The organism is Lentimonas sp. CC4 (assembly GCF_902728235.1).
Classification (GTDB): Bacteria; Verrucomicrobiota; Verrucomicrobiia; order Opitutales; family Coraliomargaritaceae; genus Lentimonas.
In genome coordinates, this window is the sequence record NZ_CACVBO010000001.1 from 2460043 (window position 1) to 2481729 (window position 21687).

Genomic DNA, 21687 nt, shown 5'->3' on the forward strand with positions numbered 1-21687 from the left:
ATGGTATTTGACGTTTTTTTACGCGTTTATTAGATGAGCCATATTGGTAGTTTGCGTATTTTTCGCATTTTTGGGGTTTTAAGCGGGGTGATGGTCTGAATGAATGATATCACTATTGGGGAATCCCCTAGGAATTTCCTGTGAATTACGTAAGTGACTCATGTGCAGTAGATAATAGAGTGGGTTGTTCGTGTGAGGCTTTCGTGTTTCCGGCGAATCATGCATTTAATTGCGTCTGAAATTTGATTTTAATGAATTTATGATCACCATCTAGGTTGTTATGAAAACCATACAATTTCCCCGTTGGGCGGAGGTGTTGGGAGCCTCCGATTTTCCGCAGAAAGATCGCGAAAGTTATCGCGTAAAAGGCTTCGCCTCACGCGGTTTAATAATAAGAACCGCGTGAGGCGCAGCCTTTTTACGCGGGAGACGACGCAGATCTACACACATGTCATGAAGAAGCCTGGGATGGGGGTGCGTAGTCCGCTGGATTCGTTGTGACTCGGCTGACTCGGCTGCGCCGAGAGTGAGCGCCTGCGGCGAGTGACCGCGTAAAGAGCTTCGTGCGCGTATCAGACTTCGTCTAACGCGACTTCGCTCCACGCGGCTTTGAAGTGTAAGTGAGAGTGTTAGTGAGAGTGGGAAGTGTTAGTGCGAACGAAACGGTTGGTGAATCTTCGCGCTACGGCTGGGGCTCGGAGGACAGACAAGACGGAGGTCTGCCGTAGATGGCGTCGCGTAAAAGACGATGTCTCACGCGATGGCAGCAATGTCTGTGTCACGGCGGTCTCGCGCGGATGGCTTATTGGGCTCTGCTGGGCATTCTTTTTGACTACTAAAGGCACGAAATATGCGAAACTCCTCTCTCTCTCTCTCTTCGTGCTCTGTTGCGTCGTTCAGGCTCCGTGCCTCTGTGCCCTCCAGTGACCATCGGGAACGGGTGGTTAAAAGATGCCTTGGAGGTGCACGGTTGGTGAATCTTCACGCTACGGCTGGGGCTCGGTGGACAGACAGGACGGAGGTCTGCCGTAGATGGCGTCGCGTAAAAGACGATGTCTCACGCGATGGCAGCAATGTCCTTCGTCACGGCTTGGGGAAAAACGAATTAGGTGTCTCACAAAGGCACAAAGGCACAAAGTGTGAGGATGCGGAGGGGCTTTTTACTTATTTATTTTTGGTGTGTTTGGAGCCCATTGCACGGTGCGGTCTTCCCAAGGAAAGCCCCTACGAAGGTAATCCTGAAAGCAGTTGTCTGGGCTTTGTGCCTTGAGCGTAGCGGGCGTGAGCTATTGCAGATGCAACGAGCCGAAACCAGTTCCTGGATCCGCTACACTTGGGTTCGGTGCTGGGGTTCTGTGCTGCGGTCTAAAGACTGGCGCTACGGCTTTGGTGCTATGGCTCGGTGGCCGAAACCAGTTCCTGGCTCCGCTACACTTTGGCTCGGTGCTATGGCTCGGTGGCCGAAACCAGTTCCTGGCTCCGCTACGCTTGGGCTCGGTGCTGGGGTTCTGCTCTGCGGCCGAAACCAGTTCCTGACTCCGCTACGCTTAGGTTTAACTTACAGTTTATAAAGCGCTGTTGCGTGAATGATGACGTTGTCGGGAGTCGAGCTTTCGGTCACTGTGCCGGTCACTGCGACCGTGTCTTGCTCCTTGAGGCCGATGGTTGCTTTTAAATCCTGTTGGATCGGGTTGCCGCTGGCGTCGACGAATTGCACCGAGACGCGCATCGCTTTGAGTTTGTCTTTATCTTCGCAACAGGCGTCCCATGGGGTGGTGCAGTGATCATCGCCCATCTCGTTGCAAAATTCGAGTTCGGGGTCGGCTAATACGAAGCCGGCATAGCCATCGACAAAGGGCGCGCGTGTGCCGCCTATTTGTCCACGCACTTGGATCGATTCGCCGGGCTTGGCTTGAGCGCGCGCGTTGGCGACGCTGAGCGCATTTGCCGGCGCTTCTGTTAGTAATAGTTGGATGCTGGGTGCGCTGTTATCGCTGGGTGCTTGGCTGGCGCTGGGCTGATCTTTGGGGCCGCAGGCTGTGGCAAATAGGGCAATGGCTCCGAGTGCGAGTGCCGCTGTGAGTGTGGAGGATGTGTTTGTTTTTGTGTTCATACTATTATTTGTGGTGGTTGATTTAAGTGATGGTTAGGAGCGCAGTGTGCTGGGGAGTGGTGCGGCGAGGCAGCGAATTGCGGGTGGCACTGCACCTAGCACGCCGAGCAGTAGCCCCATTATGAGGCCGGAGCTGATGACGCTGCTACTGAGCTCTAGTGCGAAAGTGCCGATTGAAAAATGCACCGTGCGGCCTTCGAGTAGAACGACCGCGGCAAATGCTGCCAGCAAGGTGCCGCTGAGGGTGGCCAATAGGCTCTCCTGCACCAGTGAGATAAATACTGCGGCTCGTCGAAACCCGATCGCTTGTAGTGTAGCGAGCTCGCGAATACGTGAGGCGAAGGCGGCGTAGAGTAGGTTAAATCCACCAAAGATTGCACCTGCGGCAATCAGTCCAGCTGTCAGCCAAGTCATGGCACGAATCGGCGCAAAGAAGCCAGACAACTTGTCGTAGTAGTCGACCTCGCGAATGGCACTGAGCTCAAGATCGAGCCGTTGCTTGGCAAACAGATCGGCAGCAGCGAAGCTGGCAGGATCTTCTAAACGCACGATCACGCAGGAGAGTGACTCGCGCTGGGTCAATGTCATCAGGTCATTGCGGTCAAACCAGATCTCCGACTCCATCACGGTGCCGGGCGCTTCGAAAATCCCTGAGATCGTAAAGCGCTGCCCTTCGAATTCGACTTCGGCTCCGGGGCGAATGGCCTCTGCCGAGACGCCGAGCATATGGTGCGCGAGTCGTCCTGCAAGCACTTCACCCGAGCCTGGGAAATCGCCCTCCAGAATGCGCACTTCGCGATGCACCTCGAAGGCCGAGGGCGTGATGCCACGCAGCAGTGCTTGACTATCACCACCGTCGATCGTTGAGAGTGCGCCCATAAAGTGCACCTCTCCGGAAACGGCTGGTTGTCCTAAACGCGACTCGATGCCGCGGATGCCAGCGGCTGCGAGTGATTCGACTTGCACGTCGATTTCGCCGCGCTCGACACTTTCTTCGGAGCCCGCACTCACTAGAATGACATTGTTGGCCGAGCCGCTGGCACGCAGCACGGATTTCATGCCTTCATTAAACGCACCTGCGGCGAGAATCAAAAAGACCACCACGCAGGAGCCGCCAATCTTTTGCAAGAGGCGCGGTATGTCACGCAGCAGGTTGCGCGTCGCATACGCGAAGGGGAGGCATTGTAGTTTTAAAAGCTTCATCGGTTAATCAGCGCAGGGATTCAACAAGTGGGCGTTTTGCGGCGACCCATGCTGGCCAGAGTGAGGCCAGCAGGCCGAGCGCACAGGCGACGCCCAGCGCGGTTACGGTAACGCTTAGGCTCGGTGCGAGTGCGAGCGTCAGCCCTTCGTTGCCGAAGGTGTAGCTTTTGAGATAGAAAAAGAGCGACGCCCCTAAGCTGCCTACTAGCCCACCTGCGAGCCCGAGCACTGCACCTTCGCCGACCATGATCGCGCCCACTGCAGTGCGTGAGAAACCGATGGTTTGAAAGACCGCGCTTTCCTGCACGCGGCCACGTGCGGCCAGTAGTAGTGCATTGGCTACGAGACCGAGCACGGCAACCACTGCGCCTAAACCGATCCAGCGTGTGAAGGCGATCATCTCGATCATATCGCGTGCGGTCTGCACGAAAAAGGCCTTCTCGGGCGTTGTCGTGGTGGGTGCTTGGTCGGATGCAAAGAGTGCGTCGATCTCTTGAGCAACCGATTCGATTTGTGAGGTATCGCTCACACGCACGTTAAACTGAGTCACCGTGCCGAGTCCGATACGCGATGCCTGTTGCAAGAAGGGGAGGTGCACATAGGCAACGTTGTTATCTTGCTGTAGCGGTGAGCGCACAATGCCGGCGACCCATACGCGCACGCCGACTGCCTCAAAGGTATCGCCAGGGCTGAGGCCGCGCCGACGAGCGAAGTGCTCGCCTACCAGTGCGGCATCGCTGCGTGATTGCCATTGATCCATCGTGCCCCGCACCACCTCTAGCTCTGGATTGTAGCCGCTCAGTGTTTCAGGTGGCACACCACGAAAGGTGATGACGTCGAGACTCGCGCCGCAGTTGTTCACGGCGATTTGAATCGGGATGGCTTCGGTGACGCCAGCGATGCGTTGAATCTCGCCGAGGTAGTGTTCCGGTAGGCGTGAGGTCATTGGGCAAAAGCGATTCTCACGATAGACAACAAGCACATTGTCGTTCGCGCCGCTTTGGATGACGCGCGCGAGCGAGTGCTGCATCGTCTGCACGGAGGTGAAGAGAAACATCCCTGCGCCGACACCTGCCACAGTCAGCAAGCTGCGCACTCGGTGGCGTAGCACTTGCTTGAGCGCGAGGTTGAGTGTGTGGTGAAGTTTCATGAGGTCGCGTTTGTATTGGTTTTATGAATACGATCTTGCTCAATGAGCTGACCTTTCTCCAGATGCAGTGTGCGACTCGCTGCTTCGGCGGCGACGGCGTCGTGCGTGACCATAACGATGGTCTTGCCAAAGTCGGAGGAGAGCTCTCGCATCAAATTAAGGATCGATGTTGCGGACTCGCGGTCGAGGTCACCCGTGGGTTCGTCGGCGACTAATAGCTCGGGATCCGTGACGATGGCGCGGGCAATGGCGACGCGTTGTTCTTGGCCGCCGGATAGCTCACTCGGGCGGTGATCCATACGGTCTGCTAGCCCGACGAGGTCGAGTGCGGCATTGACCTTGGCGCGTCGCTCATCGCGGCTGAGCTCTGGGTTGAGCAGTAGCGGGAGTTCGACATTCTCGAATGCCGTAAGGATGGGCACGAGGTGATAGAGTTGAAAAATGTAGCCACAGTGGCGTGCGCGCCAACTGGTGAGTTCGCCGCGCGAGAGTGTGCCGAGGTCGCGATCGCCGACCCAGAGTTCGCCCGTTGTAGGATGGTCGATGCCGGCGATTAGATTGAGCAAGGTCGTTTTGCCGGAGCCGGAAGGCCCCATGAGCGCAAGGAATTCGCCACGACCGACGTCGAGGTCGAGCGCTTCGAGCGGAGTGACGGTGGTGCTGCCCTTGCGATAGGTTTTAGAGAGTCCTCGGCAACGAATCAGGCTTTGTGGTTGAGAGTCGGTCATCTTTGAAAAGTGGTGTTAAGTGGTTTAGTCCTGTGGACGTATGCGGTCGCCTTCTTCGAGGTCTGCGGGTGGGTGGATGACGACGCGGGCACCAGGCTTGAGGCCTTCGAGCACGTGCTGATAGCCGTCACGTATTTCAGTTGCGACACGTAGCGTTTGTAGGGTCGCGCGTTTTCCCGAGGCATCCAGTGTCCAAGTCGCAGTGTTACCGTCGCGTTCAATGAGTGCCTTGGTTGGCACATAGACGGTGGCGCGACCAGTGTTAGCAGCAGTATTGTTGAGGGTGCCGGATGAGGCAGGTGCGAGAAACTCTGCGCGGCAGAGCATTTCAGGGCGCAGGCCGTCGGCACTGTTGAGTAGCTCGACTTTGGCCTGCAGGGTGTTGCGCTGTAGGTCGGCTTGGCCTTCGATGCGGCTGACTCGGCCTTCGAAGATCTTGTCTTGTAGGAATACGCTGCGCAGGCGCACGGCTTGGCCGACACGGAGTTGTGCGGCTTCTTCGAGTGGCACGTCGATGCGTGCTTGTAGTGCCTCTGGCATATATAGTTTTGCGATCGTGGCGGATTCTGGATCGTCCATCATGGCGAAGCGCTTCTTGCCTGGGCTCACATAGAGCTGCTGGATGATCCCGTCGATCGGACTACGGATCTCCATGCGGTCGAGTGCCAGTTGTTTGCGCGCAACATCGGTCTCTGCTGCATGGAGTTCGTGTTCGGCACGTCGCACGGTGGCCTTACGTGCGGCGAGCTCGGCCTCCAATTCCCCGCGGTTGGCTTCGAGCGCTTGAATCACGGCTTGCTGCGTCAATACACGGAGTCGCGATTGGGTGATCTCTTGTTCAGAGACGCTTTGAGCGCCTGCCGATTTGAGTCGAGTGGCGTCGTCGCGCAGCTCTTCGATGCGCGCGTGTTCGATATCCACCTCTTCGACTAGACGTTCTAGGCCGGCTTCGGTTGCACGAACCATTGACTGCATTTCAGTCAGTGCGGCGGCACGTTGTCCGCTTTCGGCTTTCGCGGATTGTAGGTCTAGGCGAGCGTCATCATCGACGAGTTTTACCAGCAGTTGCCCTTTCGTGACTGTTTGTCCTTCTAAGACATGAACCGTGTCGACAAAGCCATCGTTGAGTGCTGCGACACGAATTGGTAGCGGGTCGGCTTCGATCCAGCCAGAGGCTTGAAACACGGCGTCGCCTCCGAAGTCGTCTGCGTGGCTCGGCGGAGTCGCTGAGCTTGTTTGCACGACTTGTTGACTGCGTTGTGTGACGACTGACTCGAGTTGCACCTCATGTGCGGGCACGAAGCGCTCACCGAAGAGTAGTGCGAGTAGTAGCACGAACGCGATAATCAGTGCGAAGGGTATCAGTTTCGCGAGTCGTTGCCGCGATTGCTTGGCTTGAGGTGGGGGCGATTCGTGGCTCCCTGGTTTGTTATATAGATCTGATGCTTGGGCCATGGTGTGTGATTCGTTGGCAGTGCGGTCGGCGCATGGGCCGACACGTAGCTAGAGCACGAGCCGTCAGCGACGGTCGTGCGTTCGGACGAATCACAAAATCAGATTAACCAGGACTGCAGGGTGCAGCGCTGTGCGCTGACTGGCAGGGGAGGCGGGCGTGCCCGCTGCGCATGTAAACCTGCCTGTGGGCGGAGAATCGCCCGGTCATCGCTCAATGTGGCGAGGGCGACTAATGTCAGCTGGAAAGTGTCGACTTTGTGCACCACGCTGAGCAGTGGTTGCTCCGGTGCAGGTTCGCGATTTTGCTGCATACAGCAAGTTGCGGGCGATTCTTGGCAGCATGGCACTGCGTCGATTCCTGCTTGTGCGCTCTCAGACTGTGGGCACACACAAACTGCTGCATTCAGAGAAAATCCCATGAATGGCAATAGAGCGAGTAAGCTGATGTAGAAGATGCGCATGACCTTAGAGGCGATCCAATCGAAACATAAATAGAAGGCAAGTCCTGACCTGTATGATTAGATCCTGTCTTGCGATCTTTTATTCCCAGCGGGCCTGCGATCCTCTTCTTTTGTTCTTTTTTGAATGTGGGATTAAGTGGAATCGGATTTACAGAAACACACAGGTCCAGCCGGCGACAGTCGCAAAGATTGCTATGCCGAGCGCGATCCACAGCCACTTGCGCGCATGATTGCGTTCATCGAATTGGCAGCAGGATGCAATCGGTAGTGTGGCGCTGCTGGTGAGGCTGCGCCCTAGCTTTGGCGAGATCAGCGTGCGGCCGTTCACTGCCCATCCAGATGCGTCGAGTAGGGGAGCGAGTGTGCGTTTACGGATCTTGAGCCAGGCGATCAGCATGGATGGGAGTGAGATCATCAGCACGAGCCCACCGATGACGAGTGGTATCTCCCACCAATTAAGTGCGTTGAATGTCTCAAAGAGTGATGCGAGACCCGCGCCGACTGCGCCGAGTGCGATGCCCCCCGCGGCTAGCATGCCTGCGACTCCGCCGATGTTGCTGTCCTTGCTTGTTTTGCCAGAAGTGTTTCCGTTGCCTACGGTTTCTACGCCAGTTTCCATTTGCTTTTGCATGGCTTTGTCGCGTGTCACGGCCCACTTTTCTAATTTATCGCCAATGAAACGGCCGACGCGTGCATATGGCATTAGAAATGCCTCGCGGATGCTGATCGGGTTTTCAATGAGGCGCACGATGGTGGTATCCCAAAGACGACCTTGCCTGTCTTGGAAGATGCCGTTGCGACCAACGATTAAATTTGCGGAATCACCAGCAGAGAACACTGCAGCGATGTAGAATTTGTCTTTGGAGTCTTTGCGTCGGCATTCGCAGTAAGCGACGAAGGCGCGTGATAGGGTGGCGAGCACTGCGTGTTTCGCTGGGTTGGCAACGCGTAGGCATAGGCGGCATTCGCGGCCGTCCAAATAGAGGACGCCGGCTTGAAAGATCGCGGGCTGTGACTCGTCGTAAAAGTCGTTGAAGTTGACGAAATTGTTGAGCACGCAAATCAAGTCGCGGTGGAAGCGGGCGAGTTTTTCTACCGCATCGACGGACTTCATGAGCGGAGCCAAGGCGTGGTCTTCGGCGAGCAGGGCGGCGAGTTGTGCGCCCAAGTCAGAGTCTAGGATCTCGCGCACGCGTGTGATGGGGAGTTTCTCTGTTTGGGTCTCTGGCTTGGACTGTCGCCATTTGCGATAGGCTTTGAAGTGGCTTTTGATTTGTTGCCACTCTTCGATCTCGAGCGAGTCGCCTGTGCCAATGTTGAGTGGGCGCACGACTTGCTCGCAGAGCGTTTGCATGCGTTGCTTCCACTCGGGGTTGATGCCTTCGAATAGTGGCACAGTCGAAGTGCCTGATACTTTGGCAAGTGGGAGTCGCTCGATATCCTTACGGCTGCTCGAGAAGTCTTCTTCTGCGATGGCTTTATACAGCGATATATCGTGATTGAGTGGTGCTTCGGCACGTGCGTCGAAGGCCGCCAGCTGGCAACGAGCAAAGAAGTCGTCGATTTTCTTTTCAACGGCAAGTAAGTGAGTGAATGCTGTTGGAGTGTCGTCGCCCAGAGGGAAGATGACTTCGCCTTTCGCAGAGTCTAGTTCGCCTTGCGCCCACCACACTTCGTAGGCTTTTAGCTCTGCTAGGAAGGCATCGAGCTTCTTTTGTGTGATGCCAGGCTCACCGCTGCGGTCGGTGTTGGCTCCGAGGCAATCCATGATTTCGGCGATCAGCTGCTGTAGTTCGGGAACGTCGGTGGCGTCTTTTGCTATGACGCCATCACCATTGAGGCGCGACTGGCCGTAGATCTTTGAGGTGTTGGCGGCCTGCTCGACAGAGATGCTGGTGGCGTCGGATGCGCCCATGTTGGCGAGGATTTGCTTCGCGGAGGCGAGTAGCTTTTCGCCTTCGGGGTCTGAGGTGTTGATGGCGTCGAGTGGTAAGTCGCCTCCGCTAAAGAGCGAGTCTGGCTTGGCGAGGCGCTTCAATGTCCATGCCACCGCATTGCGCATCTCTTCGATTCGCACGCGACCGTCGGCATCGTAATCGATGAGTGAGAGGGTGCGGGGGTCAATCTCTAGATCATTGACGGGGCAACTCAGTGCGACCCATAGCTTCGGGTCGAGTGTGGCGAGTGCTTCCAGATCTTTGACGGTGTTTAACTGCACCTGAAAGATGCCGCCCATGTGTTTGATCGTCCAAGGGTAAGTTGACTTCAGGTTGTCTAGAATTTTCATATCTTAAAACTGCTAACGCGTGGCGGTAGAATTGTAACCACGAATGGACACGAATAGGAATTAATAAATACTTCATTCCTAATCTGATTAGTCTTTGGAGAATTGTAGGCGGTGCTGTGCTTGTATCTGTTGAACCCACGTGGCTTTTACTTTGGCTGCGTCTGCGTGTTCGGGCCACTGTTTGACGGCGTCGATGACTTCTTTGACGATTTCCTGGGCGCGGCCGCGTTTCATTTGGGCGCTCTTTGCGCAGGCCTTGAAATCAGCCATGGTGAAGCCGTCGCGTTTGCCGTTCATCGTCATTTGGTGCGTGGCTGTCCATGCGCCGTCGGGATTGTAGCTATACGTGATGTCGAACGCAGGCGAGAGCGACCAACGGCCATTCTTATCCATGAGGAAGGCGATATTCTTGACGTGATCGTCTTGGTTGCGTGCGACGATGTTAAACACCATGCGACGGAATTGCTGCTCGGTGGCATCCATATCAAGGTGCAGTTGGTTCATGACTAAGAACGCCTGTTCGTAGGCGTAGGCACCGGCTGCGTTAAAATCGTAATGAGCCATTGCGCAGAGCGATTGCATGTGGAGCTTCTCGCCACCAGGCAGGCGGTCGAAGCGGCGCGTCATGAAGTGGCGGCGGTCGTGCTCTTCGAGTAGGCGGCATTCGCTCATTTGAATACCAGCGGCTTGAGCCATTAAGTAGTAGGCATATTCGACCGCGCCGTAACCCTTCGGGTCGTCCATCTCTTTGTCTTTGTTGCCGTTGACGCCGTCAAATTTGAGTAGCCAATATTCGAAGCCAGTGTCGGCGGCAATTTGACCGGAGCGCACCTCGTGGGTCTGTCGATTCCATGCGATGACAGCCTTTGCGCGCGCGCCGCCCGCAGAAGTGCCCACTCGTAGAATGTCTTTGAGCGCCTTTGCGCGAGTGGAGTCTTTGAAGTTGCCTTGAAGTGTGTTGCGATGGGTGAGCACGTCGGACGCGAGGTCAATCAGGGCATCGATCTCGATTCGCGTTGCTTTGCGTGGGCGCGGGCCGATTACGGGCAGAAACTCTAGTGCGCCCATGCCGCGCCGGCCGGTGTAGCAGAGTCGCTCGACGGGAGTGAATTGCTCACTCTTGCGGCCTTGGCTCGCGAGCCAGGTGTTGATCAGGGCGTTGCCGAATTTATCGGGCAGGGCATCTGCGAGTAGCCCGGGGAGCCCCATAGACGTATTTCTAGGCAGTGCCGGGAAGCGATAGACGCGCTCGCTCAGCGGCATCATGAGCGGTGCGATTTCAAACCCGCTTTGCAGGAAGGCACGGTCATACTCAAACGCGGCGATGTCTTGGCTTGCGCTCCAGGTCACGGCACCGATGGTGCGCCCCCATAATTGTATTTCGGCGATCATGTGCCGTCCGCCCATGTCCATTTGCCGGGATCTTCGCCGACTGCCATGCTTTGGCCGCTGGCGCGCTGACGTAGTTTGCCGCGCATTTTGAGTTGCTGCATCGGGCTGGGGATGGGCTCAGGGACGAGTAGGTTGAAATGGTCGACGATGCCCAATGCGCGGCAGATCCGGATAAACATGGTGAGCTGTGGCGCAGCGGTGCCAGTTTCTAGGCGTTGGACAGTGCGCACGCCGACGCCAGCTTCGTGTGCCAATTGTGCTTGAGTGAGGTTTTTGTCAAGCCGCAGGCGAGCCAGCCGTTGTCCTAATTCGTGGACGATGATGTCGTCAGTCATGTGTTCTTGTATGTCCATTACTCGTCTAATGTGGCATTTATCTCTCATTTTTCAACTATAAACGTCTAATGTGACGTAAAGTAGTAATTTAATAATAAGCCTAATCTGACGGTTATTTGCTGATTTGTCCTATTATAGGTCAAATCTGGCGTTTAATGGAATTTTAAATAATTAAGTGTTTATACGCGTTGAAAAATATCAACTCGCAATCTCAGTGAACTCCCTAATTCTAACTCCTTTATATATGGCTGACTCTTGGGAAATTTTGAAACTATTAGCGGACTCGACACGGGTGCGGATTCTCTCGTTGCTGACGAAGGAGGAACTTTCGGTGGCAGAGCTTCAGGAAGTGCTAAATATGGGGCAGTCGCGCATTTCCTCGCATCTGGGCCTATTGAGGCAGGGCGAGTTGGTGCATGACCGTCGCGAGGGTAAGAAAACTTTTTATGCTTTGAATGGCGGCTTTGATGCTCAAGGCGCTGCGCTGATGCAGGCAGCGTGCGCGGCCGTAGAATCCACGACTCAGATCGGCGAGGACAATGCTAACTTGAAGCGAATTCTGGAGAAACGTAAGCAGCAGTCGGAGCAATATTTCAACTCCGTAGCGGGGCGTTTGGGGAAGAACTATTGCCCTGGTCGTAGTTGGGAAGCGATTGGGCATTTTCTGCTACACCTCACGCCGAAGATTAAGATCGCAGATCTCGGGGCGGGCGAAGGCCTGCTCTCTCAATTGCTAGCGCGTCGCGCGGAAATGGTGGTCTGTGTCGACAATTCGCCGAAGATGGTCGAGTTCGGCAGCGACCTTGCTAAGAAAAATGGCTTTACCAATCTCAGCTACAAACTGGGTGATATTGAGGATGTGCCGCTCAAGGCGAATGGCTTTGATCTCGCGCTACTGAGCCAGGCGCTACACCACGCGCAACGACCGCAAAAAGCGATCACGGAAGCTGCACGTATTTTAAAGCCCGGTGGGCAGTTGATCATCATCGATCTCTTGGAGCACCAATTTGAAAAGGCGCACGATCTCTACGCCGACGTGTGGCTCGGATTCTCGGAAAACAAGCTCTATCAGTTGTTGAAAGATGCGGGTTTTCGTCAAATTGAGGTCAACGTCGTCGCTCGCGAAGCGGAAGAGCCGAACTTTCAGACCGTCCTTGCGAGTGGCGTGAAGGGGTAGCGCTTAGGAAAGATGCTGCGCGGGTCCTCTTACGTCTTGGCAAAGGAGGGGGGGAGTGATTGTCTCTTTGTTCTTTAAAAATAGGACACCTACCGATGCGCATTTCAGCCGAAGATCTTCAACTTATTGATAAGTATAACCGCCCAGGGCCTCGCTATACGAGCTATCCGCCGGCGAATCATTTTCGTGAATACGAAGATTCTACACCTTTGCTAAAGTCTGTTCAAGAGGGCGATGCGCCGCTGTCGTTGTATTTTCACCTGCCGTTTTGTGAGACTTTATGCTGGTTCTGCGGTTGTCACACGATCACGACCTTGAACCATGATAAGGCCGATCACTATTTGGATCTGCTGGAGCAGGAATTGGAGATTTTCTGCAAACACTTGAGCCCGAACCGCAAGGCGGTGCAGTTGCACTTTGGTGGTGGCACACCGAACTTCTTTCGTCCTGAGCAGATTGATCGCTTGGCGGCGATGATTGATCGGCACTTCACTTTTACTGAGGATGCGGAGAAATCCGTCGAGCTGGATCCACGTCGCTTGACGCTCGAGCACATTCAAGCCTTTGCTCGCATGGGTGTGACGCGCGCGTCGTATGGCGTGCAAGATTGTGATCCCGATGTGCAAAAGGCGATCCACCGTGTTCAGCCGCACGAGATGAATGTGGAGACGATGCAAAACCTCCGCGACTGTGGCTTTGATTCGGTCAATATGGACTTGATCTATGGCCTACCGCTGCAAACTCCGGAAAGCTTCTCGCGCACGCTAGATTTGGTGCTCGAATTGAAGCCGGCCCGCTTTGCGATTTTCAATTACGCCCATGTGCCTTGGATGCGCCCTGCGCAAAAATTGCTGGAGCGTCACGGTTTGCCATCGGCTGAGACAAAGCTGGAGCTGTTGCAACTCTGTATCGAGCGACTGACTGAAGCCGGCTATGTCTATATTGGCATGGATCACTTTGCGTTGCCGACCGATGAACTAGTGACGGCGCAGCGCGAGCAATCGCTACAGCGCAACTTCCAGGGCTACAGCACACGTGCTGGGGTTGAGATCTGCGGGTTCGGTATCTCCAGTATTTCTCAGGGAGCTCACGGGTTCCGCCAGAACAACAAAGATATTCTTTCCTATGAGGCTTCGCTCAAGGCTGGCAAGTTGCCGATCACCAAGGGCTACGAGCAGACCGACGAGGACAAAATGCGCTCGGATATTATCATGCGCTTGATGTGTGACTTGTTTCTCGATTTCGGGGCGATGTCTGAAAAGTGGGACATCGATTTTCGCGCACATTTCGCCGACGCGATTGAGCAATTGGAAGAGCCGCTCAGTGACGGCTTGATCGTCTGGACGGATAAGGGCTTTGCAGTGACAGAGCGTGGGCGCTTGTTTGTGCGCAACTTAGCGATGTGCTTTGATGCGTATCTAGATCCGACCGCAACCGGGCGCTATTCGAAGACGGTGTAGCGCTAGGCGAATTGTGGCTTCCAGCCTAGTCGCCTGTAACATTCAAAACTTCCCAAATCCTATGGTTTGGCTACGAACATCGAACTTTTAACATCGAACGTCCAATGCGCATTGGAATGAAGCGCGAATTTCTATTCAAAATTGGACGTTTCACGTTCGACGTTCATGCCGACCAAACTCCAAAATACCTCAACTCTTCGAAGTCTTTCGAGAAACAGATAAATACGAAACAACGCGAGAGATCGGGCACTAGTGGCTTGTTGGCTCCATCCCGAGCTGCGCTTTGATCCATTCCTTCGCGCCGTCGGCTGCTTCGGGGCCTTGTGTGCAGAATAGATACAAGACGACTCCGGATATCGTTGCGGCTAGAATTGCGCATGCGATGGCACCGATGGCGATGAAGCCGTCTTCTTCTGACATGCTCACTCCAATGATGAAGATCGACATGGCTGGCATCGTATTGGTGCCAGGTATTGGGATCATCATGAATACGGCCATGATAAATATAATAACAGCTAAAGCGGAATGCCCTGCTTTGGAATGCATCCAGCGTAGTCTTGGTTTGATCAGTGTTTCGACGCGCCTGAGGAATCCTGCGCCGCTGCGGAGCATTTTAGAGGCTAGCTTCGGGTGCACGCGAAAGGCCATGATCCGCTTCGGGAGCCAGATAGTTTGTCGACCGATAAAGATTTGAGCGGCGATGATGGCCATGGCGATGCCAAATGGGATACTGTAGCCAGGTGCGGGTATGGGTAGAGCGCTCGGAAGTGCCAATAGCATGAGCAGCACCCCGAAGCCTTTGTCGCCGACAGCATCGGCAAGCTCACCGATGGAAGGGCCGCCATTGTCTGCCTCGATATGTATGTTTTCGAGTGTGTCGGCGAGTGAATTGTGAGTGTCGTCTGTAGGGGTGGTTTGCATATTGCGCTTCTTGGTTTATGCACAAAGGCTATCGAACAGTATCCCTTGAAGGTCAAAACAATCTAGTGAAAGTATGAAAGATCCTGTGAATGAAAATCGGCCTGCGCGCCTTGCGCTGTATGGCGGGGCGTTTGATCCGGTGCACTCTGCGCATTTGCGGGTGGCTCGTTATGCGTTGGAGCAGGCGCATCTGGATCGAGTGATTTTGATACCTGCGGCACAGTCGCCTCTGAAGGCCCACGCGGCGCTGTCGAGTGATGCTGCACGCTTGCAAATGCTTCGCTTGGCGATCGAGGGGGAGGCAGCGTTTGAGGTGGACGCGTATGAAATTGAGCTCGGTGGGGTGAGTTACACTATTAATACGGTGCGCCATTTTCGTGAACGCTTCGACCAAGCTGAGTTATTTTGGATTATCGGGGGTGATCAGTTTGAGCAATTACACCATTGGCGCAATATTGATGAGTTGGCAAAGCTCGTGACCTTTTTAGTGTTGGAGCGGCCTGGAGCGGATTTGAGGCGTTCGGAGTCAGTGGCTGGGTTGCGCTATCAGGTGGTCGAGGCACCGATGATGGGGGAGAGTTCAAGCGAGATTCGGGCCCGTTGCGGAGCCGGGCTTCCGTTAGATGGTTTGGTGCCAAGTGCAGTTCAGGCTTTCATTTCGGAGCAAGAGCTTTATACGAACTTGCAGTAGAATCACTATGGCCAATTCAAAACAGACTCAGAATAATACCACGCTCGATGAAATTCGCTGCGCTGTATCCGCAATCGAAGATAAAAAGGGCGCTGCAATCCGTGTGCTCGATGTGCGTGAAACATCGTCAATTACAGATTATATGATATTGGCGACCGGCACTTCGAATCCCCATGTGAAGGCGATTAAGGCCGCTTTGGATAAGGCGCTGAGTGAAGCAGGCGTGAAGCTGTTGGGGCAGGATCGCGAGGTCGGTAGCGGTTGGGTCGTTGTCGATGCATTTGATTTTATGATTCATCTACAAACCGAGGAGATGCGCGATCTGTATCGCTTGGATTATCTCTGGCGTGATTCGGATGAGGTAGAGCTGTAGTCTCTCTTCGCTGATCGTGATGATGGTATATTTTCGTTGCCTGATTGTTGGCGGGCATCATGACTTATTATGCATATAATCGCTGTCGCCTTTGATGTTGACGCGTCTGCACTCAATGATGCCTGCGGATTTTCAGTCTGATACTTCTTCTGTATCTTCTTCCTCTCCTTCTTACTATTATTTGGTCGGTGTGGTGGTTGCTATTTTCACCTTTGCCGCACTCTGTCTCGTTTTCTCGCGGATCGGGGTGCCACCGATGGAGACTATTATTTTTGCTTCGCTAAGTGCTTTGGCAGTGGGGGGCTTTATTTGTCGGGAACGGGCGCTGGTGTTGGAGCTGGCTCAGGAAGAGCGCAAGCATGCTGCGCGGTTGGGGCTGGAGATTGATCGGATTGACGAGCTGTATGCGAATTCAGTCGCCTGTCTGGTGACTTTCGATGCAGGAACTCTGATCATTGATCGTGTGAGTGCTGGTTTTTTTGACTTATTGGGTATTTCAGCAAAGCAGGACTTAGTTGGCGCCCCCTTAGAGGAGGTGTTGGGGGTCGATTCCACGCATTTGACGAGTGTGGTATATCAAATCAAGGTGGGAACGATCAGTGTGCGTGAAGAGCTCATTTGTAAGCGTGCAGACGGAAAACCAGCGGTGTTATTGATTACTGGTCGCTACATGGCTCATCTACATTTGGTCGAAGCTGCCTTTTATCGCTTGCCGCGTCAGGCTGCGGAGTTGGGGGAATATGAGCGAGTCATGGATGATTTAGAGCGCTTTAAGAAAGGCATCGTGCGCCGAGAGGGGCGTGTGCTGGAGTTAAAGGGTGAGGTGAACCAATTGCTAAAAGAGGCAGGTAAGCCTGTTCGTTATAGGGTCGACTCGACGACGGATGATTCTCGTTTTGTTCAGCAACTGATTAAAACAAACAAGGCAGTCGAGCATGAGTAAGCGTTCAAATTCGATTGCGAGGGCATTCATCGTATTTGCAGGACTACCAATGGTTTTATTGCTGTTATTGGTGGTGTGTTTGTTGTTTTCGATTCGATTGACGTATTATCTTGAGAATAGTCATGCGCTTGAGGTGCAGATGGATGAGTTGATGGTGCAGGAATTTCCCAGTGGGTGGGTTTATGAGGTCGAGGCTATACGTGGAGAACGCCAGAGGGAGTTGAATCAGGGGATATTACTTGATGTGGCGTTTGCATTGGCGGTTTTGGCGGCGGGCATTGCGATTCCTGTGCTGGTCGCTAGGCACCTGTCTTCGGTGGTGGAACAAAATTTGGCTTTATTGGGGGATCGATTGTCTAGTGGTGGCGCTGAGGGGTCCGCGTTGATGCATCAGGTCTTTGATTTTTCGGAGTTTAAGTCTATCACGAATCTGATGCGCCAAGTTGTGCGTGAGCGAGGGGAGACTGAGCAGCGTTGGAAACGTGCCGAGAAGGAGTTGGTCGGTATGAATAGTGATTTGGTGAATCAAGCCCAGGAGTTGAGTCAGGGGCGTAAAGTCGCATTCAGTATGATGGAGGATGCTGAGTTGGCTCAACGCAAGTTGGAGGAGGTGAACCAGCGTCTGAATTTAGTGATCTCTGAGGCGCAAGCTTCTGCGCAAGAAGCAGATTTTGCCAATCGGGCAAAGAGTGATTTCTTAGCAACGATGAGCCATGAAATTCGCACCCCATTGAACGGTGTGATTGGCTTTATTGATATGCTTGCGGAGACTGACTTGAGTGAGGAGCAAATGGACTATGTAAATACCGTTCGCTCTAGCGGTCAGACATTGATGGCGTTGATTAATGACGTGCTAGATTTTTCTAAGATTGAGTCTGGTTATATGAACCTAGAGGTCCGCACGTTTAATTTGGTGACGATGCTGCGTGAGCTTGTTGGTTTATTTTTTAATGAAGCAACACAGCGAGGCATTGTTCTGAATGTTGAGATTAGCGATGACGTTTCGCGTAAGATCGATGGGGATGAAACGCGTATTCGTCAGATTTTGACGAATCTATTGGCAAATGCGGTTAAATTTACCGAACAGGGTGAGGTCAGCTTGATCGTAACGCGGGACTCGATCCCTGATGCGAATGGCGCTTGTGCGCTTGAGTTTGAGGTGCGCGATACCGGGATCGGAATGAACTCTCAGCAATTGAATAAATTGTTCCGGCCCTTCTCGCAGGGCGACTCATCGACGACAAGGAAATATGGAGGCACAGGGTTAGGCTTAGTGATTTGTAAGCGCCTCGCAGAGGCCATGGGAGGGAAGGTCTGGGCCACGAGTCGTATTGGCAAAGGGTCTAGTTTCTATACGCGCATTCAAATCAAGGAGGCCGATGGGGGAGGGAGTGTGACGCCTCCACATATTCCATTTAAAATAAAAAAGGAAACTGCGGCCGAGGATCGACCGCCGAAGCTAGGAGAGCGATTACCGCTGAAGATCGCAGTGGCTGAAGATAATCTAGCGAATCAGCGCGTGCTGCAGATGATGTTACGCCGCTTAGGTTGGGAGGCTGACTTTAAGGAAAACGGAAAAGAGCTCATTGAGCATTTGAAGCACGAACAGTGTGATCTCGTCTTTATGGATTTACAAATGCCTGTCATGGATGGACTGGAGGCGACGAGTTTGATCCGTTCGGGTGCCGTGGGTGACGCTGTTCAGGGGGTCAAAATCATCGCGTTGACTGCTAATGCATTGTCCAGCGATGAGGGGCGTTGCATCGATGCTGGTATGGATGCTTACCTCAGCAAGCCACTGAAGTATGACCTACTCGAACAGAGGATTGTCGAGTTGTTTGCGTCGGACTAGTCAGGTGTTATGGCAGTTTGAGGGCTGCGATGAGTTGGTTGAACTCACATGCCCGAGGGGCTTCTAACTGTAAGCGAGTCGCGTGGTTCGGGGCTTCGATTTCTAGTCTGGTAGCTCGGAGTAATAGTCGTTGCACGCCGAAGTGCTCTCGGAGAAAGCGGTTTTGTGTGCTGTCTCCGTGGCAAGTGTCGCCTAGTATGGGGTGGCGAATGTGGGCCATGTGTCGACGTAGCTGGTGCTTGCGGCCTGTGAGTGGGATTAACTTCAATAGCGAGAAACGGGCAGTTGGGTAGCGCCCGACTGGTAGTTCTAACTGGCAGCGACTGACGCGGGTGTAGCGCGTCTGTGCGCTTTTTGATTTGGTTGGGTTGTCTTCGGAGCGTAGGTCATAATCGATCTCGCCGCTGGCGGGAGTCCAGCCGCGAACCACTGCGTGGTATTCTTTATGTGTCGTTTTCTCTGCGAATTGATTTTGAGCGAAACGCAGGGCGTCGTGGTTGAGTGCAAAGAGTAGGATGCCGCTGGTCGGTCGGTCGAGTCGATGGCACGGGAAGACCTCTTGGCCGATTTGATCGCGCAGGATTTGTAGCGCGAATTGAGTCGCATAAGCATCTAGTTGCGTGCGGTGCACCAGTAGGCCTGGTGGTTTGTCGATCGCGACGTAGTCTTCGTCCTGATAGATGATCGGTAAGTGCATTGTAGCATACAGGGCGAACTCTCGACTGAATTGGAAGCCTATTGTTTAAATATCAAAATAGCGGGAGGGTATGGCGTGAGCTTATCTAGTGGTTTATTATTTGTAATATAATAGTTGCAATGCATGTTTGATTGCATCTCGTAATGTGTTGCAAAAAATACCCATATTAGATAAGGTATTCACCTTATTTTTTCGACTAGCCTCCTTACCCCTGTCTAACTTAAACTTATGAGTTCCAGCGATTCACCTACTATTTTATTTGTTGATGATAGTAAAATGGATCGTGAAGTCGTTTCTGCATTATGTGCAGGGCTAAATTATAGTATAGATCTGGCTGGCTCCGGCGCAGATGCGCTTACCTTGTTTAAGCAGAAGCATTATGACCTCGTCATGACCGACTATAAAATGGAGCCAATGGATGGCTTTGAGTTCGTTGAGAAGGTTCTTGAAATTAAGCCATCGGCGGTGTGCGTGTTGATGACTGGCTACTTGGATTTACGCGCACGATCGGCGGTCGAGGGTTCTGGTTTTTTTGATGTATTATCAAAGCCGGTCAATATACGTGCATTGAGCGAAGTGTTACGGGTTGCTTTGGGGCGAGAGCGTGGTGCGACAGGCATCATGAGTCCGATTGCCTTGAGTAACCGTATGGATCAGTGTCTCGGATTGTTGGGGGATAGCAAAGAAATTGGCATTGTGCGTCGAGAGTTGAAGGAAAAGATCAACTTGAAGGAGCCTATCCTTATTTCAGGGCCGATCGGCACTGGTAAATCGTATATTGCTCGGTTTATTCATGAGCATGGACCCTTTGCAAAGAGTCACTTCGTGGAGTGCCACTGTAATGAGTTGGATGAAGAGGCCTTGATGACGCAGTTGCTGAGTCGTGAGGGAGAGTGGGGGACACTACTCAATGAGGCGCGGGGAGGCACGTTAGTGCTACACTATGTCGAGGCATTACCGATGGAATTTCAGCGCCTATTGGCAAATGCCTTTCAGGAGATCGCAGAAAGTATGCACGTGATTTGCCTCGCTTATACTTGCCTCGACGAAGAATTGAGTAAGGGCACGATTGATGATAACCTATATTTTGAGATTTCACTGTGCCAGTTGATTGTTCCTAGCTTGGAGGAGCGACCACAGGATGTTGAGGCGATGGCGCGGCACATTATCTCCAAACCTAAGCAATATGGGATTTCGTATGAATATGGGCGCGAGGAAGCGGATCTGCTAGTCGTTGAATTACGCAGAATGGAGCTGACTCGAAATATCGAAGGACTGCTTGAGCACATTCGGACGGTTGCTGCGACGCATGCGGGTGGCTAATTTGATGAATTTAGACGAAATCCGTCTCGACAAAACTCCGTAGGCTGAAACCCTCTGCGATTCACTTTAACGAGTAGGAATCATGCAAGAAGAGTTAACAGCCATCGTCGCAACCGTGCGGGAAAACGCACCAAATATTCAAACGCGCGCAGAATTTGAAGCCTATAAGGCTACAGTCTCCGGTCCTAAAGGCTCTCTCACAGATGTGATGAAGAGCATGGGCAAGGTCCCTAAAGAGGATAAGCCTGCGATGGGGAAGCTCATCAATGAGGCCAAAACCGCAGTGACTGCCGCTTTTGATGAAGTCATCGAGCGCCTCGAAGCTGCCGAGCTTGCTGCTAAACTCGGCCCTGCGATCGACCCGACGCTGCCGTGTCCCGATTTGGATCGCGGCACGCTGCACCCGATCTCCCAAGTGCGCGAAGAAATGGTTGAGCTCTTCCGCCGCATCGGCTTCTCAGTCGCCGAGGCGACTGAAGTCGATACTGAGCATTACTGCTTCGATGCACTCAATATCCCAAGTAATCACCCCGCCCGTGATATGCAGGACTCGTATTACCTGCCGGACGACCTGAAGGTGAACAACGTGAGCAAGCATGCTGACGAGAAATATCTCCTCCGGACGCATACCTCGACGGTGCAGATTCGCACCATGCTCAAGGAAAAGCCTCCGATCCGTATCGTTGCGCCTGGTCGTTGCTTCCGCCGTGATACACCAGATGCCACTCACAGCGCGAACTTCCATCAAATCGAAGGTCTCTACGTCGATAAGAACGTCACGCTACTCGACCTAAAGGCGACGCTCGATCATTTCGTGAAGACCATTTTCGGGCCTAAAGCGAAGACGCGTCTGCGCCCGAGCTTCTTCCCATTCACTGAGCCAAGCTATGAGATGGACTTCTTCTCGCCAGATCTTGGTAAGTTGAGCAACAAGTGGCTCGAAATTATGGGCTGCGGCATGGTGGATCCTGAGGTCTTCAAGGCCGTCGGTATCGACCCCGAAGTCTACACCGGTTTCGCTTTCGGCATGGGAATTGAGCGTATTGCAATGATTCTGCAAGGCGTCGACGATATCCGCTACTACTACCAAAACGACGTCCGCTTCCTGAAGCAGTTCGCATAAAGG

The 21687-nt window shown here is 53.5% G+C and carries 20 protein-coding genes; 9 read left to right on the top strand and 11 right to left on the bottom strand.

Annotation, left to right across the window (positions count from 1 at the left end; all coding sequences use genetic code 11):
• The first annotated feature begins 1281 nt into the window (after positions 1-1281).
• The gene (locus GZZ87_RS10530) at positions 1282-1536 is read left to right on the top strand and encodes a hypothetical protein (protein ID WP_162071445.1); all 255 of its coding nucleotides are present in this window, start codon (positions 1282-1284) and stop codon (positions 1534-1536) included.
• A 22-nt stretch (positions 1537-1558) separates the two neighbouring features.
• On the opposite strand, the gene GZZ87_RS10535 is transcribed toward GZZ87_RS10530, so the two are convergent.
• The 9 genes from GZZ87_RS10535 to GZZ87_RS10575 form a co-directional block, all read right to left on the bottom strand.
• Positions 1559-2113 (bottom strand): hypothetical protein, encoded by a 555-nt coding sequence (locus GZZ87_RS10535; RefSeq protein ID WP_162026691.1) that lies wholly within the window; start codon positions 2111-2113, stop codon positions 1559-1561.
• Between the two features lie 33 nt (positions 2114-2146).
• Positions 2147-3316, bottom strand: coding sequence for an ABC transporter permease (locus GZZ87_RS10540; RefSeq protein WP_162026692.1), 1170 nt, complete (start codon positions 3314-3316; stop codon positions 2147-2149).
• Positions 3317-3323: 7 nt separating this feature from the next.
• On the bottom strand, positions 3324-4466 hold the full coding sequence (locus tag GZZ87_RS10545) for an ABC transporter permease (RefSeq protein WP_162026693.1): 1143 nt from the start codon (positions 4464-4466) through the stop codon (positions 3324-3326).
• The gene (locus GZZ87_RS10550; RefSeq protein ID WP_162026694.1) at positions 4463-5194 is read right to left on the bottom strand and encodes an ABC transporter ATP-binding protein; all 732 of its coding nucleotides are present in this window, start codon (positions 5192-5194) and stop codon (positions 4463-4465) included. Before GZZ87_RS10550 ends, GZZ87_RS10545 begins: the two co-directional genes overlap by 4 nt.
• 24 nt (positions 5195-5218) lie before the next feature.
• The gene (locus tag GZZ87_RS10555) at positions 5219-6649 is read right to left on the bottom strand and encodes an efflux RND transporter periplasmic adaptor subunit (RefSeq protein WP_162026695.1); all 1431 of its coding nucleotides are present in this window, start codon (positions 6647-6649) and stop codon (positions 5219-5221) included.
• 98 nt (positions 6650-6747) lie between these two features.
• Positions 6748-7110: a hypothetical protein gene (locus GZZ87_RS10560; RefSeq protein WP_162026696.1), complete on the bottom strand. Its 363-nt coding sequence runs from the start codon at positions 7108-7110 to the stop codon at positions 6748-6750.
• 148 nt (positions 7111-7258) lie between these two features.
• The gene (locus GZZ87_RS10565) at positions 7259-9397 is read right to left on the bottom strand and encodes a hypothetical protein (protein WP_162026697.1); all 2139 of its coding nucleotides are present in this window, start codon (positions 9395-9397) and stop codon (positions 7259-7261) included.
• Positions 9398-9484: 87 nt separating this feature from the next.
• Positions 9485-10789 carry a type II toxin-antitoxin system HipA family toxin gene (locus tag GZZ87_RS10570; protein WP_162026698.1) on the bottom strand — a complete coding sequence of 435 codons (1305 nt, stop codon included), beginning with the start codon at positions 10787-10789 and terminating at the stop codon, positions 9485-9487.
• Positions 10786-11142, bottom strand: a complete 357-nt coding sequence (locus tag GZZ87_RS10575) for a helix-turn-helix transcriptional regulator (protein WP_162026699.1) — start codon at positions 11140-11142, stop codon at positions 10786-10788. The genes GZZ87_RS10570 and GZZ87_RS10575 overlap by 4 nt, the downstream gene beginning before the upstream one ends.
• 226 nt (positions 11143-11368) lie before the next feature.
• Between GZZ87_RS10575 and GZZ87_RS10580 the strand changes: the two genes are divergently transcribed.
• Together GZZ87_RS10580 and hemN are read left to right on the top strand one after the other, a co-directional pair.
• Positions 11369-12301 carry a metalloregulator ArsR/SmtB family transcription factor gene (locus GZZ87_RS10580; protein ID WP_162026700.1) on the top strand — a complete coding sequence of 311 codons (933 nt, stop codon included), beginning with the start codon at positions 11369-11371 and terminating at the stop codon, positions 12299-12301.
• Between the two features lie 95 nt (positions 12302-12396).
• A complete protein-coding gene (gene hemN, locus GZZ87_RS10585) occupies positions 12397-13761 on the top strand; it encodes an oxygen-independent coproporphyrinogen III oxidase (protein WP_162026701.1) in 1365 nt (454 codons plus the stop codon).
• A gap of 249 nt (positions 13762-14010) precedes the next feature.
• Here hemN and GZZ87_RS10590 read toward each other — a convergent pair whose 3' ends face one another.
• Entirely contained in the window at positions 14011-14682 is a 672-nt protein-coding gene (locus tag GZZ87_RS10590) for an exopolysaccharide biosynthesis protein (protein WP_162026702.1), read from the bottom strand.
• Between the two features lie 73 nt (positions 14683-14755).
• On the opposite strand from GZZ87_RS10590, the gene nadD reads away from it, so the two are divergent.
• From nadD to GZZ87_RS10610, 4 genes are all read left to right on the top strand, one after another.
• Complete coding sequence (gene nadD, locus GZZ87_RS10595; RefSeq protein ID WP_162026703.1) at positions 14756-15373, top strand: nicotinate-nucleotide adenylyltransferase; 618 nt, start codon at positions 14756-14758, stop codon at positions 15371-15373.
• A 7-nt stretch (positions 15374-15380) separates the two neighbouring features.
• Positions 15381-15746 carry a ribosome silencing factor gene (gene rsfS / locus GZZ87_RS10600; protein WP_162026704.1) on the top strand — a complete coding sequence of 122 codons (366 nt, stop codon included), beginning with the start codon at positions 15381-15383 and terminating at the stop codon, positions 15744-15746.
• 94 nt (positions 15747-15840) lie between these two features.
• Positions 15841-16689 (top strand): PAS domain-containing protein, encoded by an 849-nt coding sequence (locus GZZ87_RS10605; protein ID WP_162026705.1) that lies wholly within the window; start codon positions 15841-15843, stop codon positions 16687-16689.
• On the top strand, positions 16682-18541 hold the full coding sequence (locus GZZ87_RS10610) for an ATP-binding protein (protein WP_162026706.1): 1860 nt from the start codon (positions 16682-16684) through the stop codon (positions 18539-18541). The genes GZZ87_RS10605 and GZZ87_RS10610 overlap by 8 nt, the downstream gene beginning before the upstream one ends.
• A 7-nt stretch (positions 18542-18548) precedes the next feature.
• Here GZZ87_RS10610 and GZZ87_RS10615 read toward each other — a convergent pair whose 3' ends face one another.
• Positions 18549-19238, bottom strand: a complete 690-nt coding sequence (locus GZZ87_RS10615) for a pseudouridine synthase (protein WP_162026707.1) — start codon at positions 19236-19238, stop codon at positions 18549-18551.
• Between the two features lie 228 nt (positions 19239-19466).
• On the opposite strand from GZZ87_RS10615, the gene GZZ87_RS10620 reads away from it, so the two are divergent.
• The gene (locus tag GZZ87_RS10620) at positions 19467-20561 is read left to right on the top strand and encodes a response regulator (RefSeq protein WP_162026708.1); all 1095 of its coding nucleotides are present in this window, start codon (positions 19467-19469) and stop codon (positions 20559-20561) included.
• Positions 20562-20643: 82 nt separating this feature from the next.
• On the top strand, positions 20644-21684 hold the full coding sequence (pheS, locus tag GZZ87_RS10625; protein WP_162026709.1) for a phenylalanine--tRNA ligase subunit alpha: 1041 nt from the start codon (positions 20644-20646) through the stop codon (positions 21682-21684).
• Positions 21685-21687: the final 3 nt, after the last annotated feature.

Excerpts from the sequence above, each read along its gene's own strand:
- GZZ87_RS10535 (WP_162026691.1), bottom strand. The coding sequence starts at position 2,113 with ATGAACACAAAAACAAACACATCCTCCACACTCACAGCGGCACTCGCA.
- GZZ87_RS10540 (WP_162026692.1), bottom strand. The coding sequence starts at position 3,316 with ATGAAGCTTTTAAAACTACAATGCCTCCCCTTCGCGTATGCGACGCGC.
- GZZ87_RS10545 (WP_162026693.1), bottom strand. The coding sequence starts at position 4,466 with ATGAAACTTCACCACACACTCAACCTCGCGCTCAAGCAAGTGCTACGC.
- GZZ87_RS10550 (WP_162026694.1), bottom strand. The coding sequence starts at position 5,194 with ATGACCGACTCTCAACCACAAAGCCTGATTCGTTGCCGAGGACTCTCT.
- GZZ87_RS10555 (WP_162026695.1), bottom strand. The coding sequence starts at position 6,649 with ATGGCCCAAGCATCAGATCTATATAACAAACCAGGGAGCCACGAATCG.
- GZZ87_RS10560 (WP_162026696.1), bottom strand. The coding sequence starts at position 7,110 with ATGCGCATCTTCTACATCAGCTTACTCGCTCTATTGCCATTCATGGGA.
- GZZ87_RS10565 (WP_162026697.1), bottom strand. The coding sequence starts at position 9,397 with ATGAAAATTCTAGACAACCTGAAGTCAACTTACCCTTGGACGATCAAA.
- GZZ87_RS10570 (WP_162026698.1), bottom strand. The coding sequence starts at position 10,789 with ATGATCGCCGAAATACAATTATGGGGGCGCACCATCGGTGCCGTGACC.
- GZZ87_RS10575 (WP_162026699.1), bottom strand. The coding sequence starts at position 11,142 with ATGGACATACAAGAACACATGACTGACGACATCATCGTCCACGAATTA.
- GZZ87_RS10580 (WP_162026700.1), top strand. The coding sequence starts at position 11,369 with ATGGCTGACTCTTGGGAAATTTTGAAACTATTAGCGGACTCGACACGG.
- hemN (WP_162026701.1), top strand. The coding sequence starts at position 12,397 with ATGCGCATTTCAGCCGAAGATCTTCAACTTATTGATAAGTATAACCGC.
- GZZ87_RS10590 (WP_162026702.1), bottom strand. The coding sequence starts at position 14,682 with ATGCAAACCACCCCTACAGACGACACTCACAATTCACTCGCCGACACA.
- nadD (WP_162026703.1), top strand. The coding sequence starts at position 14,756 with ATGAAAGATCCTGTGAATGAAAATCGGCCTGCGCGCCTTGCGCTGTAT.
- rsfS (WP_162026704.1), top strand. The coding sequence starts at position 15,381 with ATGGCCAATTCAAAACAGACTCAGAATAATACCACGCTCGATGAAATT.
- GZZ87_RS10605 (WP_162026705.1), top strand. The coding sequence starts at position 15,841 with ATGTTGACGCGTCTGCACTCAATGATGCCTGCGGATTTTCAGTCTGAT.
- GZZ87_RS10610 (WP_162026706.1), top strand. The coding sequence starts at position 16,682 with ATGAGTAAGCGTTCAAATTCGATTGCGAGGGCATTCATCGTATTTGCA.
- GZZ87_RS10615 (WP_162026707.1), bottom strand. The coding sequence starts at position 19,238 with ATGCACTTACCGATCATCTATCAGGACGAAGACTACGTCGCGATCGAC.
- GZZ87_RS10620 (WP_162026708.1), top strand. The coding sequence starts at position 19,467 with ATGAGTTCCAGCGATTCACCTACTATTTTATTTGTTGATGATAGTAAA.
- pheS (WP_162026709.1), top strand. The coding sequence starts at position 20,644 with ATGCAAGAAGAGTTAACAGCCATCGTCGCAACCGTGCGGGAAAACGCA.